This window comes from Uliginosibacterium silvisoli (assembly GCF_036017035.1).
Classification (GTDB): domain Bacteria; phylum Pseudomonadota; class Gammaproteobacteria; order Burkholderiales; family Rhodocyclaceae; genus Viridibacterium; species Viridibacterium silvisoli.
The window spans coordinates 255,810-273,446 of the sequence record NZ_JAYXHS010000001.1 but is presented as its reverse complement, the minus strand read 5'-3'; the positions used below and the strand labels follow the sequence as shown (position 1 = coordinate 273,446).

The following is a 17,637-nucleotide window of genomic DNA, read 5'->3' as shown; positions in this document are numbered from 1 at the left end:
GAACATCATGACAGGCAACCTTATCAAACGTGCTGGTGCAGGCTCCCTGATTGCGCTGCACGTGGCCAGTTTTCCAGCATGGGCCGCCGTCTGCTCGGCTAACAGCGGCTTGGGCGCGGTTTTCTCCGTCATGGGGGATGGTCAGATCAACCTCAAGAATGATGGCGAGAACGGGCAGTGCAATCCGACTTTCTATAACGCCAGCCAGGTCAATGCCAAGCCCGGCAAGCTGGTCATGTCCGGGACGGATGCGAACAAGAAAAACTGCCAGTCCTATGCCTCTGCGGGCGACATTACATCCAACACGTCCAAGTCCTTGTCGCTCTCCGGATCCTCTGTCGATCCGCGGGTTTTGCCGACCTATGTGGAAAGCAGTTCGGCGTTCGACATCAGCTTTCCGAATAGTGGTCAGATCCAGTACGGCAATACGCTTGGCGGTAATGCCAATGCGAATGGCAACGGTCCCTACACGCTGACGCTTGACGGTAGAACAGTGGCGATCACCAAAGCCGGCAGCGTGTATACCTTGCCCGGCGGTGAGTACGACCAGATATCGATTTCCAACGGCATCAGCGTTGTGTTCAGCGCTCCGGTCAGGATCAAGCGTCTGTCGATGAATGGTTGCAATGGCGCCGGAGTCACCTTTGCGCAGGACGTCGAGGCCGCCCTGATTTCCCAGACCAACGTGAATCAGATCGACTGGGCGGCTGGATGCAATGTCAGCACCGCAGGCCCCGGTCAGACGACGCTCAATGTTCTCGGCAAGAGCACCGTCTCTTCCACGACAGCATTCGGCCTGACGCTGAACGGCGGGCCGACCTGCGTCAATTACACGGACTGCGCGGCTGAAAAGACCTGGTCCAATATGGACTCCCAGCACCCTGAGCGCCTGCAGATCAACGTCTATAACGGATCCCTGACCACTCAGGGGAATTTCAGTCTGTCTGCCGGCGTGTATGTCGCAGAGGGTGACTTCAATATGGGTAACGGCTCGCCCGTAACCATCGTGGGTGAAATCCTGGCGAAGAACGTCATCGCCCAGAATAACTCTCAAACCAAATTCTTCTCGAAGAACACGTCTGTCGCGACACCCCGCACCGGGGCGTACTCGCTGACGCCGCCTATCACCGAGCAGGTCACGCAAAAGGACTCCCTCGTTTACCGGGCGTTGCAGAAAGATCTGCCGGGAACGTCCGGGCATCTGCAAGCCTTCCGGCTCAAGGATGACAGCTCGCAGGAAACCACCGCAGACTGGGATGCCGCTGATGTTTCCGCAAGCAAGATGAGCTCAGAGAACCGTTTGTCCAAGCTGCGCACAGAGGCGAGCAACTGGGCAAGTGCCTCGACAGGTTTTGTCGCGCTGAGCAACACTGCATCGGGCGCGACGCTGGCACAGGCGTGTGCCGTGAACCCCACCCAGGACGCATGCCGGCTCACGGGAGACAAGCGTTCTGCCACCTCGATGGTGGGCGTGCCATGGCGGGTCACGCCGATGCTCCTGGGTGACTCCGTTCTGTTCGCAACGGACGACGGCATCCTGTACTCCGTCGACAAAACCAACGGTAATCTGAACTGGGGCTGGATTCCGGGCGCCGTGCTGGCGGAAAGCCAGGCTGCCCTGACTTCAGTGCCGAAGAAGTTGATGGAAGCTCACCCCTGGGGGCAGATCGCTTCTGTGCAGGTGCTGGAAGACGACCCGACATCTTCCACTGGTGGAAAGCTGCTCAAGACCTATGTGACGGGCACGGCACTGGGCGGCAAGCTGCACTTCTCGATCGAGGTGGCTAACGACGGTAAATCCCTTAACAGGGTGGTCTGGCTCGATAGCCGCAGCGACGAGTATTCGCCCGGCTCTGCGGGAAACACCAATGATGGAGAAGCGGGCTGGGCCAACGGCGTCTATGGCCGCCCATATGGCGGAGCGGCTCCGCTGCCCGCCGTGATGGGGGGCAACAAGGTGGCCTATGTTGTCGGCGGAAAACTGGTGACGCGTGCAGTCAACGCCGCGGCAACGCCTACCGAGAACACCTTCAGCACGGGCGTTGACGCGCCGACGGCATTCAACGTGACACCCACCAGCAACCTGCTGTACGTGGATGACAACGCCATCTATTTTGGTGCTGGGGACGGCCATGTTTACAAGACCACCAGCGCAGGTCGCATCGAACAGGCAACCGAAGGGGTCGAAGACCTTGCCACGCAACCAGCTGCAGTAGCTGCCAGTGCGGTCTGGTATGTGAACGGTACGCGGATTGCATCCGCGAGCGGGAACGGTCTGGTATTGCTGGCGCAAACGAAGTACTACGTGACGGCGATGAGGTATTTTTCAGACAAATGGGCCGTGGCCTGGCGAACGGGCATCAACCCTGGCACGAAGCTGGGAGAGTCCAGCTCCGACACCAACCCGACGATCAGTGTGCTGGCGACTGACAATGCGTACCTGTCCGCGCCGGCCGACATCATCAATGGCGCCGTGGTGCTGTACTACACCAAGAAGCCCAGCGAATGCGACATCCAGGGCTACGTCTTTGGTCCGCTCAATGTTCTCGACGGTACGGATGCCAAAGGTAATTCCCAATTCCGCCTGTCCGACATGACCAGCCTGAACAATTACGTCGGCAAGGGCGACGCCACGGGCGGAGCATTCACACAATTCAAGGGCAAGCGTGCCATTCTGGCCGGGACCGGAGGAGACCCGGGCAATCTGGGCGACACTGCGGCGATTGCTCCGCCTGCGAGCGCCTACCGGGAACGCCTGAACTGGCGGGAACTGACCAATTTCTTCTGACAGGAAACATGATGAAGCGCACGAGCCGCGGATTTACGCTCATCGAGTTGATGGTGACGGTGGCGGTGATTGCCATTCTTGCGGCGATCGCATATCCCTCGTACATGCAATATGTAGGCAAGACGCGCTATGCCCAGGCTAAAGAGGCTGCAATGCAGGTCGGTAGTGCTCTCGAGCGCAAGGTGGCGCAGGCGGACAAGTACGAGTCCAGTATCGACGGGCTGAAGGTGTATGAGGATCAGCTGAGCTACACCTATGCGCTCACAAGCACGCAGCGCGGTTTTTATCTGAAGGTGACCGAGAAAACCGCGCGGTTCAATATCTGGGCCGTACTCAATTCCAAGGGTACCCGCTGCGCCTGTTTCGGAAGTAGTTGCTCCGAGCCCACCTTTGCGGCCGATACCAATTCATGCCCTACCGGCACTACGGCTTTTTGAATTAATGCCGCTGCATAGCGGCTTTCTCAAGATGATTCGGAATTGGCGCAGCGCCTTGTCGTGCCTGCACCGCCCGGCCGAGCACACCGCGCAGACCGGCAAGCACCCGGGACCACAAAGGCATCGGCGCAAGCACATACAGCATGGCGCCGCTGCGTCCTGCGCTCACTGTCATCCATCCAGCGTGCGTCTGCACGCTTTGCGCGCCCTCATGAAGGCGTTCCACGCAGGCACGCAGGGTCTCCCCAATCCAGACGGCAGGTGTTTGCAGGCGCAGCGCGCCGGCGACGCAGACCAGTTGCGTGTCGGGGGTCACGTACAGGCTCTGGCAGGCGTGGGCCGCCAGGGCAATGCTGGTCGTTGCGCGGGATGACTCTGGGCGACTGGAAGCAAGGAGCGACATGATGGGTTTCCGGCGTGGCTTGATCGAGGCTCCAGCGTAGGCGCCCGCCGTTGTCGCCAACAGACACAGGCCAGTGCTTTGTGCAGCGGATCAGGCCGGCGTGTGCCAAGCTGTTATGGTCGAATATCGCGATGTCTGTATCTGTTCCGTATTGCGGCAGCAGACAATCATCCGGCCATGCATGCCATGAACGAAACCCTGAGCGATACCTCGCACCTCTACCTGCAGCTTGCCTCGCACTACCAGGGCGCCATCGAATCCGGGTCGCTGACGCCGGGCGATCGCATGCCTTCCGTGCGCAACCTCACGCGCCTGCACAAGGTCAGCCTGTCGACGGCCCTGCAGGCGTGCCACTACCTGGAAGACAAGGGCTGGCTGGAAGCGCGGCCACGCTCCGGCTACTTCGTGCGCCGGCCGCGACGCATCGGCCTGCAGCCGAGCAGCGAGCCGGATCTGGCCGTCGACGCAGCGCAGTACCTCGGCATCCACGAGCGCGTTTCCGAATTCATCGCGCGCTGCGAGCTGCATCCGCTCAAGATCAATTTCGCTCAAGCCTTCGGCTCGCCCGATGCCTACCCCGGCGAAGCATTGAAGAACGCCGCTACGCGCGCCCTGCGCAACAAGCCGGAGGTGCTGGTGAGCCCTGTGCCTTCGCACGGCGAACCGGGCTTTCGCAGCGTGCTGGCGAGGCGCGCGCTGGACAGCGGCATGCGCCTTACTGCGGACGAGATCGTCGTCACGCATGGCTGTACCGAGGCGGTGAATCTCGCGCTGCGTGCCGTGACGCAACCGGGCGACACCATCGCGGTGGAGTCGCCGTGTTATTTCGGCTTGCTGCAGATCGTGCAGAGCCTCGGCTTGCGCAGCATCGAGATACCGACCAGCCCGCAGACCGGCATGTCGATCGAAGCGCTCGAGCTGGCCTTGCAGACGCAGCCCTCGATCCGCGCCGTGGTGGTCATTCCCAACTTCCAGAATCCGCTCGGCAGCGTGATGCCCGACGCGCACAAGGAGCGCCTCGTCGCACTATGCGCACAGCATCAACTGGCGCTGATCGAAGACGACACCTATGGGCCACTCAGCAACGACGATCAGCCGCTGCGTGCGCTCAAATCGTGGGACAGGGAAGGCGGCGTCATCCACTGTGCCTCGCTGCACAAGACACTGGCACCCGGCATGCGTCTCGGCTGGCTCAGCGGCGGGCGCTGGCACGCGCGCATCAAGATGCTGAAGTTCGCGCAGAGCCGGCCGAACGACGCGTTTGCCCAGCTTGCCGTGAGCGAATTCATGGCCAGCAGCGCCTACGACAGACACATCGCGCGCTTGCGCAAGGTGATGCGCGAACGGCGCGAGCGCACGGCCGAAGCCATCGCCACGCACTTCCCGGAAGGCACGCGCCTGAGCGTGCCGCAAGGTGGCATGTTGCTGTGGGTGCAATTGCCGCCGCTGCGTTCCTCGCGCGTCGTGTTCGACACGGCGCTGCGTGAAGGCATACGCGTCGCGCCGGGCTGGATCTTTTCGAACTCGAACCGCTACGACAACTACCTGCGCATCAACTGCGGCATCCGTTTCTCGGCGGAGGTCGATGCGGCGATAGAGCGGCTGGCGCAGATCGTGGAAAGCCAGCTGGCCTGATTGGCCAGATCAACGATCTCCGGAAAGCGCCGTTATCCCGGCCTGCGCCAGGATGACGGTGCTGTTTGGCGGGTTTGATTCAAATCAGCTTCAGGTGCGCGCTGGAAGTCTCATGCTGCAGCAGGCCGATGCCCCGACACTTCCGCGCCGGCATGGCGCTCCAGCTTGAGGAAGCTGCAGGCCGACACCAGGGCGATGAGGCCGATTACGATGAAGGCTGCGCGGAAATCCACGAGCGTCAGAACCGGTGTCGCATGCAGGCTTTGCGACGCGTTCAGCACTGCCGCCGCGACGGCTACGCCGAGCAGCATCGATACCTGCTGCAGCATGCTCGACAGGGTCGATGCCGAGCTGCGTTGCGCAGCCGTGACGTCGGCAAACGCCAGCGTGTTCAGTGCGGTGAATTGCATCGAACGCGTCAGGCCGGCAAAGACGAGCACGGCCGTGATGAGGTACTCCGGCGTGCTGGGCGTGAAGGCCGCACAGGCCATGATGGACAGCGCGGCGAGCACGCCGTTGACGAACAGCACCTTGCGGAAACCGAAGCGGCGCAGCGTCGGCGTAGTGATGGTTTTCATGCCGAGGTTGCCTGCGAAGTACGCGAGCACATACGCGCCGGCGGCCAGCGCCGTCATGCCGAAGCCCACCTGGAACAGCAGCGGCAGCAGGAAGGGCGTGGCATTGATCGACATGCGGAAATAGGTGCCTGCCGACAGCGTCGAGATGGCAAATGTGGGCGCGCGAAAAGCTGTCAGGTCGAGCAGCGGCCGCGCTGCACGACGCAGGTGGCGCACGGCGAATAGTCCGATCAGGCTGCCCGTGACGACCAGCGTCAGCGGCATCAGGTAATGGCCGCCTGCATGCACGAAGGATTCGAGCCCGTACAGCAGGCCGGACATGCCCAGCGCTGACAATACGAAGCCGCGTACATCCAACGGCGGGCTGTCCACATCGCGATGATTCGGCACGAAGCGCGACACGAGGAACAGGCCGAGCGCACCCAGCGGCACGTTGATGAAGAAGTTCCAGCGCCACGACGCATAGGTGGTGATGAAGCCACCCACCAGCGGGCCGATGACCGGCGCGAACAGGGCCGGCCAGGAGATCAGCGCGATGGCGTGCACCAGCTCGGTCTTCTTCGCCTGGCGCAGTACGACGATGCGCCCGACCGGCGTCATCATCGCGCCGCCGAGGCCTTGCACGGCACGCGCCAGCACGAACTGCGTGAGGTTCTGCGACAGGCCACAGGCGAGCGAAGCCAGCGTGAACACGAGGATGGCGAGCAGGAAGATGTTGCGCGCACCGAAGCGATCTGCCATCCAGCCGGAGAGCGGCATGAACACGGCAACGGTGAGCATGTAGACCGTGATGCCGACACTCATCTCCAGCGGCTGAATGCCGAAGGAGTGCGCCATCTGCGGCAGCGAGGTGGCGATGATGGCGCCGTCGAGCAACTGCATGAAGAAGGCACTGGCGACGATCAGGGCGACGAGACGTGAATCTTTGCTGAGCGTGCGGACGGGGGCTGTTGCTTCGTTTGTTGCGGTCGACATTGTCAGGGGTGTGCCGCGTAGCGCGCGGCGTGTCCGGGAGTGCGAAGGGATGCAAAGGGGCCAGGAGTGGAGTCGGATTTGCGCTCCAGGTTCCGGCAGCGGGAGCGAAGTGTGAGCAGCTCCCATGCCATTGTGGGCCGCAACGGGCGAGGGCGACGCAAAATGGTGTGACGAGGCCCATCGACGCGCGAATCCGCCATCGCGCGCCCTGCGTAGTCTCTGATGCCGGTCAGTGAAACGCGATCAGTTTTGCTGGAATCGAGGCACTGATTGCGGAGATATGTCGATTTTCCAGCAGACGCAGCCTTGTCGCGCATGCCGGTTTCGAGCTGCGCAATGACCGCCAAAGCCTTGCGCCACGGGGCTGACAAGATATCGTAAGGACGCCGTAACGCCGCTTGAGGCAAAATAGCGGACTAAGTCACGAAATTGAAGCTCGGGGTTGCGGCAGGCGCGCCCGCGAGCGATGGAGATTTATGAGCCAAGCCAACCCGTCCAAGGACACCCTGATCCCCGCTCGCGTCGCCAGCATCACCCTAGAGGCGGAAGGCGTGCGCAGCATCGACCTCGTGCCGGTCGAAGGCAGCCTGCCAGCCTGGACACCGGGTGCGCATATCGAGGCAGTCCTGCCGGGCGGCCTGGTGCGCCACTACTCCCTGTTCAATGGCCCGGAAGAGATCGACCGCTACCGCATCGCCGTCAAGCTCGAGCCCGGCTCGCGCGGCGGCTCCTCGGCCCTGCACGACCTGGCTGTCGGCGACGTGCTGCAGATCCGCGCGCCGCGTAATCTCTTCCCGCTCGACGCCAAGGCCAAGCGCCACACGCTGATCGCCGGCGGCATCGGCATCACCCCTATCCTGTCGATGTTCCGCGAACTCGTCGCGAAAGACATTCCGGCGACGCTGCACTACTTCGCGCGCGGACGCGGCTACGCGGCTTTTGCCGAGCTGCTCGAAACGCATCCGGCGCGCAGCAGCGTGCACTTCCATTTCGGCCTTGACGAGGCCGGCACCCAGGCACGCATGCACGAAGTGCTCGCCGCCGAACCCGTCGCCGCCACCGACTCGCTCTACGTCTGTGGCCCGACGCCACTGATGGAACTGGCCACCACCGAAGCGCTGAGCTGTGGCTGGCCGAGCGAGGCGGTGTTCCGCGAATCCTTCGGCGCACCTGCGGTGTCCGAAGAACAGCACGAAACCGAAAAGTCCTTCGAAGTCGTTTTCCAGCGCAGCGGCAAGAGCTGCATCGTCGCTCCCGGTCAGACCATCGTCGCCGCGGCCGCGCATATCGGCATCAGCTTCAGCACGTCTTGCGAGCAGGGCTTTTGTGGCACCTGCATCACAGACGTGGTCGAAGGCGAGTGCGATCATCGCGACGGCTACCTCACCAAGAAAGAGCAGGCCGCCGGCAAGCAGATGATGCCGTGCATCTCGCGCTGCAAGAGCAAGAAGCTGGTACTTGACGCGTGATGTTGTGGTGATTGGCTTGAAAGAAAAAGGCGCCGCAAGGCGCCTTTTGTTTTTCAACTCCGGAGTTCAGTGGCCGCCAGATTGACGAGTCATGCTGCCGCCACCTGAGCCGCTCCACTACCAACAAGAGGGGATATCTGGAGCACCAGTGAAGCCAATATGACAGCCACCGGCACGGCGTTCCACGCTCTACTCATGCTCGTTCTCGCCAGGTGCCACGGGCCGTTATGCAGCCAACGTGGAAGTGAGAGGGCGCCAGAGCGCGTAGCGCGGAGGGAATCAACAAGCGCAGATTGGTGGCGGTCCCGCTTGAATACAGGGCTAGACGTTTCTACCACTTGCCGCTCGCCGGTGGTTTCAAGACGGTCTTCAGAAACGCAAAGTACTTTGGATCTTCTGTTTTGAAGATTTCCGCTCCTGCACCCATGTATGCGCGCGCCAGCTCATCGGCGGCCCTCTTCTTGTTTCCCAGCTCAAATTGAGACTGCCCTAGCCTCAGGTGAATGAACGGGTTGCCAATAGCATTCGGGCAATGCATTGCATCGGACAGCGCGCGCTGAGCATACTCATAGTGCTTTGACAGGAAATTGGCGTCACCGATCGCCACAAGCAACCAGGTGCATGCCTCCCATTGTGTCTTGGGTTCGGGCAACAGGTCGAATGCAGCGATGTACTTCTCTATTGCCTCTCGATACTTCGTCTTGTCTGCGAGAGCATCGCCTTCCTTCGATAAGGCAGTAATTCTCTCGTGCACGGATTGTGGAAGCATCATCGGCCTGGACTCCGCAGAATTGACGACTGTGCTGTTCAGAAAGCCGAACAAAACAACCCAGATGAATAGCAAAAATTCTCTCATCAACCTGTTTCTTGAACTTAACCGGTAAGGTCTGACCTGGACGTGAGGGGCGACCGGAGCGAAGCGGACGAACCGCAAGCGTAGCTTGTGGCCGTCCTGTTCGACTGCCGGGTTAGCCTTGTAGGGACACGAAGAGCCTGACAGTAGATTGTTCTCTGTTACCTAGGCTGCTGAAGCAACACCTCTCCATAGTATGGAAAGACAATATTCACAAAATCTCCGATGCGGAGGCTATCGAACTGCTCTTGCGTATAGGGGAATTCATAAGTCTTCGAACGAACCCCGGTTAGCTCGTAAAAGGAGCCGCGCTTATCACTGTCACTTGACATGAACTTGAGCTTGGTGAGTTCAACCGTGAACGAAAAAAATCTCTCACTATTCTTCGTATGGATGGAATGTGAGGTCTTCAGGATGTTCTGACACCGACTTCTTGCGATTCCCGATGAAATCGCCCGGCTTCTCTCTTCATCAGAAACACCGACAGGTACATGAAGTCGAGATGACTTCAGCTCATTAGTGTTGATGATCTCCTCGAAAGAGTCGCCAATTGCTTTTGTGATTCTGTTCCACTGTTGATTGAATTGCGGGTCCGTGCTGTATGTCCCGATTCCGCTGATGACAAGCGTGCAATTCACCAGTGTCGGGGGGCTCTCTTTCTGAATTTTCTGAGGCTCCGCGCAACCTATCAATACGGTTAAGGTAAGAAAAATCGTGGATGCCTTGAAGAGATTGGTCATTGTCGTAATCTGAAACAGCTAACGTTTGATGTGATGGACTGCCGGAGCGGCGTAGCCGCGAAGGGAGCTCGCAAGAGTAGCGTGTGGGTGGTCCTTCTTGATGGAACGGCTAGGGCTCTCCGGTCATTCTCTTCTCGGCCAACGCGATGTTGTTTGCGGCAGAGCGAGCGATGTGATGACCTTTGGGTACGCGGCGGTACTCCGCAATGGCTGCGTCGTACTTACCCTGATCAAAGAGGGCGTTGCCCAGGTTGAAAAGCAAGTTTGGCAACTCCTCCACGGCTGCAAGCTGGAGGGCCGCCTTGAATTGTTCCTCGGCTTTGCGCGGTTTCTTCAATTCGGTGAAGCAGTTCCCAAGCGCCCACATTGCCTGCCAATCCTGTGGCCACTCCTCAATTGCAAGCTGGAACTGCGCACCTGCGTCGACGAACCTTCCCTGCTTGAAAAGCTTGTTACCTTTCAGATACGCAGCGTGATTCGGGTCGCGCATTGAAGTGAGCCTAACGTGGAAGTGAGGGGCTGTCGGAGCGAAGCGCAGGGAACCACAGGCGTAGCTTGTGGATGTCACGCTCAACTGTAGAGTTAGGTGTCATGCGCATGACCAAGGCTCTCCCGGATGCTCGCGCTCCCAATGATATTTAAAGCAAACAGCGTGCTCCCAAGGGGATGGCCTGTAGACCCAGTTGAGGTTACTCACAAAGTTCATTGCACGCGGAGCTCCATGAGAACCACCCCTGGAATCAAACCACGCGTTGATAGCCCTCTGTACCTCTGGGAATTGAAGCTCCCGCATACAGTAGAGAACAACCCAATCGCAATGTTGCCCACCACCCGTTGCTACTGCAATGAAGAGCCTTTCGAATAGGGCCCTATGGTCGCTCTCTGTCTTTACGAACTGAAGCAGTTGAAATAGTTCGGGCTCTAGATCGGGGATATCTGCTCCGATGTCGTCGAGTGCTGTGACGGCATTTGCATGACTCCAGAATCGGGCCTCTGCTTCTTGTGGGCTCATGGAGGACACCTAACGTGGAAGTGAGGGGCGGCCGGAGCGCAGTGTAGGGAACCACAAGCGCAGCCGTGGCCGTCCTGCTCGACTGCCGGGTTAGCCGATGTTGAGGATGCCGACTGTGTCACCTGTGACCTCTTGAAGCCAAGCCTTCAAACACGATACAGCGTCCCTTAGTGGTCCCACGAATTCGGGATATTCCTCCCCACGGCCCTCGCCCTCAAGAAAGGTCTGAATTCTCGGTTCTGAGAGATCGGCGTCCTCCAGGAGGCGTATCGCAGATTTTGCAGTCTCCGACGAGTACGTCACGAATGATGAGCCCGTTATTTTCGCTAGACGCGATGCTAGTTTCTCTGTGTCGTCGCCTGCTAGAGCTTCCTTAATCATGAGGTCGACATCAAGCAATAGGTAGCCTGAGTAAGGAAATTCGGCCAACTCTCGGGCTTGCGAAGAGAGAAAACTCCAAAACGGATCTGGATTTAAGGGGAGCTTGGGCTTAAAAATCCCCCACTTTTTCTTGGTCAAAGCTGCTGTCTGCGCCTGTGCCGCAGCAACGAGCTGTTGAGACTTGACGCTGGGTAGCAGATAGAAACTAGCAATCGCGCTCATAGATGCTGTTTGGCTAACGTGATATAGACACCAAAATGTCCGAATGTTGGAATATTGGTCAAAGCCTGCTTGGCCGGAATCCGTTGAAAGCATTCGCTTTGTTCGACGGAGCTCTAGTCATATTGATCAATAAAAATGCCGATGGCAAGACGCTGGAGCACCGCGCCTGCCGCTGCCTTACGCTGGCGCGTGGCAGACCGCTTCGATGTTGTGCCCGTCCGGATCGAGCACGAAGGCGCCGTAATAATCTGCGTGGTAATGCGGGCGTGGCCCCGGTGGGCCGTTGTCGCGGCCGCCTGCTGCAATGGCGGCGGTGTAGAAGGCGTCGACGGCTGCACGATTTGCGGCGCGGAAGGCGATGTGGAGTGGTGGCTGGTTGGGTGTGCCGTTGCTGATCCAGAAATCCGGTTTGGGGGCTTCGCCAAATCCGGCGACGCCTCTTCCTCCGGTGATCGCGACAGGTATCTCCATGAGCAGCGAATAGCCGATGGGGGCCAGCGCTGCGCTGTAGAACTGCTTGCTCTTTGCGTAGTCACTGACGACGAGGCCGGTGTGGTCGATCATCTGGATCTCCTGGGGTTGGGTTGTGACACTGGGCGTGAAGCCTGTGACCATTCTGCGCTATCTATTGATCATGATCGAACCTCACTTCAGGAGTACTGATCTGTGCGCGTCGCGGCCGATGCCTCCGCGTAAACGAGCAAGGCCCCGCAACGTCGTCGGAACGTTGCGGGGCCTTGCCGGATCTTGCGGGGCCTTACTTCACCGGCCAGATCAATCGATCCACCGTGTTGAGCGTGGTCGGCGCCGGGGTGTTGATCGTCTTTGCGTACGCGATGATTTCCTGCGTGTTGAGCGTCGTCACGGGCAGGGCTGCGGCGGCGCTTGCGTAGGCTCCGCCGCCGTAGGCGCGTTCGGCGCGCAGCAGTACGGGCAGCATCAGCTCGGTCTCGGCGTTGTCCTTGAGTTCCTTCCATGGCCAGGTCTGTGGCTTCAATGCGAAGGGCATCATGTAGTGGATGCCGTTGCGCAGGCCGCGGCCCTTGTCGCGGATATTCCAGACGTTCACTTTGACCTGCTCGCCGTAGCGCGCGATGTTGGTCATGGCGTCGAGGTTGAAGGCGCTGTAGTGGAAGGGTGTGGTGCGTTCGAGTTCGGCGTATTGCTTGCCTTCGATGGAGATCTGGCTGGCGATGCGCAGGTCGACGCCGCGTTGCACGGTGCGTTTGGCGAGTGCGGTGTCGCCGAAGAACAACGCGTAGTTGGCAACCTGCATGTCATAGAAGGTGCCGTGGTTGTTGTGGGCGATGAACTCCTCGATGCCGAGGTCGCTGTTGAGCATCCAGCCAGTGAAGTCCTTGAACCATTGCTTCATGTCGGCGACTTCTTTCGCCGAGAGCTCGCCGGAGGCCTGCAGGAGCTGTACGGCGTCGATGACCATCCACATGTTGCGCGTGTCGATGAGGCCGATGCCGCGACCATTCGTGCGCCCCATGACGGCCTGGCCGAAGTTCAGGTTGGGGTTCATGCGCGTGGCCGGGTCGAGGAACCAGGCGCGGATGAATTCAGCGCCTTTCTTCGCGTACTTCTGTTCACCGGTGAAGTACCAGGCGAGCGACATGGTCTGCGTGCCAAGGCACATCAGCTGCATGCGTACGGAGTCGGTATCGCTGTTCTTGGAGGATGGGTTGAACTCGCCATCGCGCTGGATGTAGGGCAGGCCATCGGCCTTGCTCGGATCCGGCCACCAGTAGGGGGCGAGGCTGAGGTAGTCGTGCTTGTCGCCGCTGGGCGGGGTGATCTTCTTGCGCGTGACGGCCTCGGGTTCCATGCCGAGGACGGCATTGGCGTCCTGCAGCAGCTTGTCGTAGGCGGGCTTGAGTGTCGGCTCGCTGGCGGCGATGCGCTGCCTGGCGAGTTCGAGGTAGGCGCCGTCCATGGTGATGACGGCAGGTGCGGCGGCGAGGGCGGGCAGGCTGCACAGGCTGCCGACAATGGCGGCGGCTGCAAGGATGCCCTTGGTGCCATGGGCCAGTCTTGTCCTTGTCTTGTTCATTGCGGTGTCTCCGTTTTTTCGTGCGCGGTGTGCGCTGGTTGCAGGCAGTGCCGCTTCCTGTATCGCCCGATTCGCAGGCGGCAGGTACAGGAAAGCCATGCCTTGACAATGCAGGTTAAACGTTTTACTTTAAATTAACAACCGGGATTGACAACCCGGCCGGACAGCCCTAGTTGGCTTGTCCAGAGCCCCCCAGCACGCTCTAAAAGCTGCGATCGTTTCAGGAGACACCGCATGAAATTCCGACTTGCCAGGTCGAGCCAGTACTTGTCATCAGCTTGGTCATCGCCCCTGGTCCTTGCCATCAGCGCACTGCTCGCGCTTGGCGCTACATCTGCCGCTGCCTTCACCCAGGCGCCGGCTCTCGACAAGCCGGTGAAGGACAAGCAGCTCGATCCGGTCGACAAGCGTCTGCCCGAGAAACCCGAAGTCGTCAGGCCGCTGAACAAGGTGGGCTCCTATGGCGGCACCTTGCGCACGGCAATGCGCAGCAGCGCCGACAACAACAGCATCCTGCGCATGGTTGGCAGCCAGGGCCTGTCGCGCTGGGCCATGGACTTCAACAAGGCGGTGCCGAACGTGGCCGAGAGCTGGACGCTCAACGCCGATGCGACGGAGTACATCTTCAAGCTGCGCAAGGGTATGCGCTGGTCCGACGGTTCGCCCTTCACGGCGGATGACGTGCTCTTCGCGATGAACGATCTGGTCTACAACAAGCAGTTCTTCGGTCTTACGCCTGACCAGTACGTATCGAAGGACAAGCCTGCGACGGTGACCAAGGTGGATGACTACACCGTCAAGTTCGTCTTCGCGGCCTCCAATCTTTCGTTCATCGAGCAACTGGCAACGCCGCTGGGCCAGCACCCGGTGCTCTACCAGAAGAAGTACTGCTCGCAGTTCCACCCGACCTACAACCCGAAACTCGATGAAGTGCTGGCGCGCGAGAGCGTCAAGGACTGGCCAGCGCTGATGCGCACCAAGTGTGGCGATATCGAGGTGCCCGCACGCTGGGGGAATCCAGAGCGGCCAACGCTGGACCCATGGGTCATCAAGGAGCCCTACAAGGGCAATGCCACGCGCGTGGTGCTCGAGCGCAATCGGTACTTCTGGCAGGTCGACACGGCAGGGCAGCAGCTGCCTTATCTCGACCGCGTGCAGCTGCAGGTGATCTCGGACGTCGAGACGATCACGCTGGCGGCGATCAGCGGCCAGCTGGACTACCAGCATCGTCACATCTTCGGCATCCAGAACCGTCCGGTGCTGGCAGAGAATGCCGCCAAGGGTGGCTACAAGATGATGGCCTTGCCGGGCACCGGTGCAAACTCGGTCGGCCTGTGGCTCAACCAGTCGACCAAGAACGAGAAGCTGCGCAAGCTGATGCGCAACAAGGATTTCCGCATCGCGCTGTCGCTCGCCGCCGACCGCAAGGAGATCAACGACATCGTCTATCTGGGGCAGGGCACGCCCTGGCAGATCGGGCCGCTGAAGCAGTCCCGCTGGTACAACGAAAAGCTCGCCACGCAGTACATCGGCCATGACGCAAAACGCGCCGCAGAGCTGTTCGACCAGGTGGGTCTGTCGAAGCGCGATGCGGATGGTTTCCGCCTGTATCCCGAGGGCGGGCGTGTAACGCTCAACGTCATCGTGTCGGTGGCGCAAACCCAGCAGGTCGATGCCATCGATCTGTTGCGCAAGCAGTTGGCCAAAGCGGGCATCGAGGTGCTGATCCAGTCGTCGGAGCGTTCGCTGTTCTACGACCGCGCGCAGAACAATGACTATGACATCAGCGTCGATATCGTACCGGGCGGCATGGACATCACCATGAACCCACGCGCGGTGGTTGCCGTGCATCCGCTCGAGTCGCGCATGAGCCTGCCCTGGGTGAAGTGGTTCCTCTCCAATGGCAAGCAGGGCGAGGAGCCGCCAGCGAGCATGAAGAAGCGCATGGATCTCTTCGAGAAGTGGCAGAGCGCCAAATCGGCACCGGAAGCCGATGCCTTGTTCAAGGAAATCATCGCCATCGCGGCCGACGAGTTCGAAGTGATCGGCCTGATCCGTTCGCCGAGCGACAACGCCATCCGCAGCCAGAAACTGCAGAACGTGTATGAGCAGATGCTGGTGAGCTGGACCTACCCGAACCCGGGCCCGGCCTTGCCGCAGCAATGGTTCCTCTCGAAATAAGCCCTGCGGCATGTCATTTCGCGCAGTCGCCGGCCTGGATGCCGGTGCTGCGGAATGGCATGCCGCGTGTTGCACCTGATGCCCCGCGCCGATACCTGACTCATTCCCATGCCTCTTGCTGAATACGCTTCACCCTCGCTGCACGATCTACCGCTCAATACTCTCGTCGAGCGCGAGCTACTACCCCAGCTGCGCTACTTCTTCGATCAGCTGATTGCCGAAGGCAAGTCACTGCGCATCGACGGCGTGCCGGTCTTCAATGGCAAGGATCCGTTCCTCTTCGGCAAGATTGCCAATGGCATGAGCTGGCTGCTCACCAACACGCCGCAGAGCGACCCGGACTTCGCGCGCTACCTCGCCGGGTATCGTGAGATCGCGACGCTGACCATTGACGAGCACAACACGAGCTGGGGCATTTACTACTATGTCTGCGCGCTCAACCGCCTGCGCGAAGCGGACCTGCTGACGCAAGCTGTCAGCCCCGAGACGCTCGAGCGCCTGCGCACCAAGCTCGACTGGCGCGGCTTTGTGCGCCAGCCCGGCTTCACGCTGATCGACCTGCCGACGAATTACTACGGCGTGGCTTTCAGCATTGCCCGCCTGCGCCACCTGCTCGGCTGGGAAGATGCGAGCGCCAGCGAGGTGCTGCTCGAATGCATGGTCACGCACTATCGCACCTACTCCGGCGAGTACGGCTTCTCCGACGAGACCGATGGCGACGGGCGCTTCGATCGTTACAGCATCCTGCTCATCGGCGAGATCTGCCAGCGTTTCATCGAGACCGACATGCCTGTGCCGGCGCAGCTCAAGGAGTGGTTGCGCAAGGCGGTCGATGTCATCCTCGTGCGGCTCAATGCGCATGGCGATGGTTTCGAATTCGGTCGCTCCATCGGGCCTTACGGCGACACCGCTTTCCTCGAGGTGCTGTCGGCAGCTGCCCGTCTTGATGTGCTGAACGCCGAAGAGCGCGACATGGCCTATGCCTTTGCGGTGCGCGCGACCGCCAAGTACGTGAACTTCTGGTTCGACCGCGAGACCCATTCGGTGAACCTGTGGGACAAGGGGCGTCGCACTGACGCTTACCGCGGCAAGCATCGAATTCTCGGCGAGAACCTCAGCCTCCTGCACCAGCACATCTACACGAGCAATCTGTGGCGTGGCTTGGGCTACCGCGACGCCGTGCCATCGCCGGCTTTCGATGCCTGGCTGAAGAAGTTGCCGCGCTTCACGCTGACCTGGTTTGCGCGTGGTGAGTACGACCGTGCCTTGCTGACCTTCCGCGACGGCGAGCGCATTGTCAGCCTGCCGCTGGTCAACGGCGGCGCAACGCAGCACATGCACAATCCCTACTTCCCCATCCCGTTCTGCAACGATGTCGTGCAGGGCGCGGCAGATGCCGGCTTCGCGCAATTGCTGCCGCGCATTACCCTCGCGAGCGAGGCCGTGCTCATCCCGACGGCATTCATGCGCAACGTGCGCGTGGCAGAGCAGGGCACGGCACTCGAGCTGACCTATATGCAGGATGCGCTCGACCGGCTGGGCGAGATCGCGCCGGTCCGCGATGTGCGCCTGAGTGTCGCCACGCGCTACACGCTTGATAGTGGCGTGATCACGCGCACCGATGTATTCACACCGCTGGCGCCCCTGGAGAATGTCGGCCTGTCGCTCGAGTTTGCGAGCTTCGGCGAGGACGCCCGAGTGGATGGCAGTACCGTGCACTTCGGTAGCGGGGCGGTGAAGGAGTTCAGTGTCACCGGGCTCGCTGGCTGCCATGTCGACAGCGTGGCGGCAGACTCCTTGTACGGCGCGCCGATGGGGCAGCTGAAGACGCGCGTGGTGTTCAGCGCGACGGCGCTGACGCTCGATGCGCCTTTCAGCATCAGCTGGACGCTCAAGTATCGCTAGCG

14 protein-coding genes are annotated in these 17,637 nt (G+C 60.5%); 6 read left to right on the top strand and 8 right to left on the bottom strand.

Annotated elements, in window-relative coordinates:
- The first annotated feature begins 7 nt into the window (after positions 1–7).
- Positions 8–2,788: a hypothetical protein gene (locus tag VVD49_RS01280; RefSeq protein ID WP_327597311.1), complete on the top strand. Its 2,781-nt coding sequence runs from the start codon at positions 8–10 to the stop codon at positions 2,786–2,788.
- A gap of 8 nt (positions 2,789–2,796) precedes the next feature.
- Positions 2,797–3,225, top strand: coding sequence for a type IV pilin protein (locus VVD49_RS01275; RefSeq protein ID WP_327597310.1), 429 nt, complete (start codon positions 2,797–2,799; stop codon positions 3,223–3,225).
- A gap of 1 nt (position 3,226) precedes the next feature.
- Here VVD49_RS01275 and VVD49_RS01270 read toward each other — a convergent pair whose 3' ends face one another.
- The gene (locus tag VVD49_RS01270) at positions 3,227–3,628 is read right to left on the bottom strand and encodes a hypothetical protein (protein WP_327597309.1); all 402 of its coding nucleotides are present in this window, start codon (positions 3,626–3,628) and stop codon (positions 3,227–3,229) included.
- A gap of 186 nt (positions 3,629–3,814) precedes the next feature.
- Between VVD49_RS01270 and VVD49_RS01265 the strand changes: the two genes are divergently transcribed.
- Positions 3,815–5,263, top strand: a complete 1,449-nt coding sequence (locus VVD49_RS01265; protein ID WP_327597308.1) for an aminotransferase-like domain-containing protein — start codon at positions 3,815–3,817, stop codon at positions 5,261–5,263.
- A 110-nt stretch (positions 5,264–5,373) separates the two neighbouring features.
- On the opposite strand, the gene VVD49_RS01260 is transcribed toward VVD49_RS01265, so the two are convergent.
- Positions 5,374–6,816 (bottom strand): MFS transporter, encoded by a 1,443-nt coding sequence (locus VVD49_RS01260; RefSeq protein ID WP_327597307.1) that lies wholly within the window; start codon positions 6,814–6,816, stop codon positions 5,374–5,376.
- A 476-nt stretch (positions 6,817–7,292) separates the two neighbouring features.
- Between VVD49_RS01260 and VVD49_RS01255 the strand changes: the two genes are divergently transcribed.
- Entirely contained in the window at positions 7,293–8,285 is a 993-nt protein-coding gene (locus VVD49_RS01255; RefSeq protein ID WP_327597306.1) for a PDR/VanB family oxidoreductase, read from the top strand.
- A gap of 331 nt (positions 8,286–8,616) precedes the next feature.
- On the opposite strand, the gene VVD49_RS01250 is transcribed toward VVD49_RS01255, so the two are convergent.
- The 6 genes from VVD49_RS01250 to VVD49_RS01225 all read right to left on the bottom strand — a co-directional run bounded on the left by VVD49_RS01250 (position 8,617) and on the right by VVD49_RS01225 (position 13,549).
- On the bottom strand, positions 8,617–9,141 hold the full coding sequence (locus VVD49_RS01250; protein ID WP_327597305.1) for a tetratricopeptide repeat protein: 525 nt from the start codon (positions 9,139–9,141) through the stop codon (positions 8,617–8,619).
- 158 nt (positions 9,142–9,299) lie between these two features.
- Positions 9,300–9,878 (bottom strand): hypothetical protein, encoded by a 579-nt coding sequence (locus VVD49_RS01245; protein ID WP_327597304.1) that lies wholly within the window; start codon positions 9,876–9,878, stop codon positions 9,300–9,302.
- A 109-nt stretch (positions 9,879–9,987) separates the two neighbouring features.
- On the bottom strand, positions 9,988–10,368 hold the full coding sequence (locus tag VVD49_RS01240) for a tetratricopeptide repeat protein (protein WP_327597303.1): 381 nt from the start codon (positions 10,366–10,368) through the stop codon (positions 9,988–9,990).
- Between the two features lie 612 nt (positions 10,369–10,980).
- Complete coding sequence (locus VVD49_RS01235; RefSeq protein WP_327597302.1) at positions 10,981–11,493, bottom strand: hypothetical protein; 513 nt, start codon at positions 11,491–11,493, stop codon at positions 10,981–10,983.
- Between the two features lie 177 nt (positions 11,494–11,670).
- Positions 11,671–12,057, bottom strand: a complete 387-nt coding sequence (locus tag VVD49_RS01230; protein WP_327597301.1) for a VOC family protein — start codon at positions 12,055–12,057, stop codon at positions 11,671–11,673.
- 193 nt (positions 12,058–12,250) lie between these two features.
- A complete protein-coding gene (locus VVD49_RS01225; protein WP_327597300.1) occupies positions 12,251–13,549 on the bottom strand; it encodes an alginate lyase family protein in 1,299 nt (432 codons plus the stop codon).
- A gap of 234 nt (positions 13,550–13,783) precedes the next feature.
- Between VVD49_RS01225 and VVD49_RS01220 the strand changes: the two genes are divergently transcribed.
- Both VVD49_RS01220 and VVD49_RS01215 read left to right on the top strand, forming a co-directional pair.
- The gene (locus VVD49_RS01220; RefSeq protein WP_327597299.1) at positions 13,784–15,730 is read left to right on the top strand and encodes an ABC transporter substrate-binding protein; all 1,947 of its coding nucleotides are present in this window, start codon (positions 13,784–13,786) and stop codon (positions 15,728–15,730) included.
- 108 nt (positions 15,731–15,838) lie between these two features.
- Positions 15,839–17,635, top strand: a complete 1,797-nt coding sequence (locus VVD49_RS01215; RefSeq protein ID WP_327597298.1) for a hypothetical protein — start codon at positions 15,839–15,841, stop codon at positions 17,633–17,635.
- Positions 17,636–17,637 lie beyond the last annotated feature (2 nt).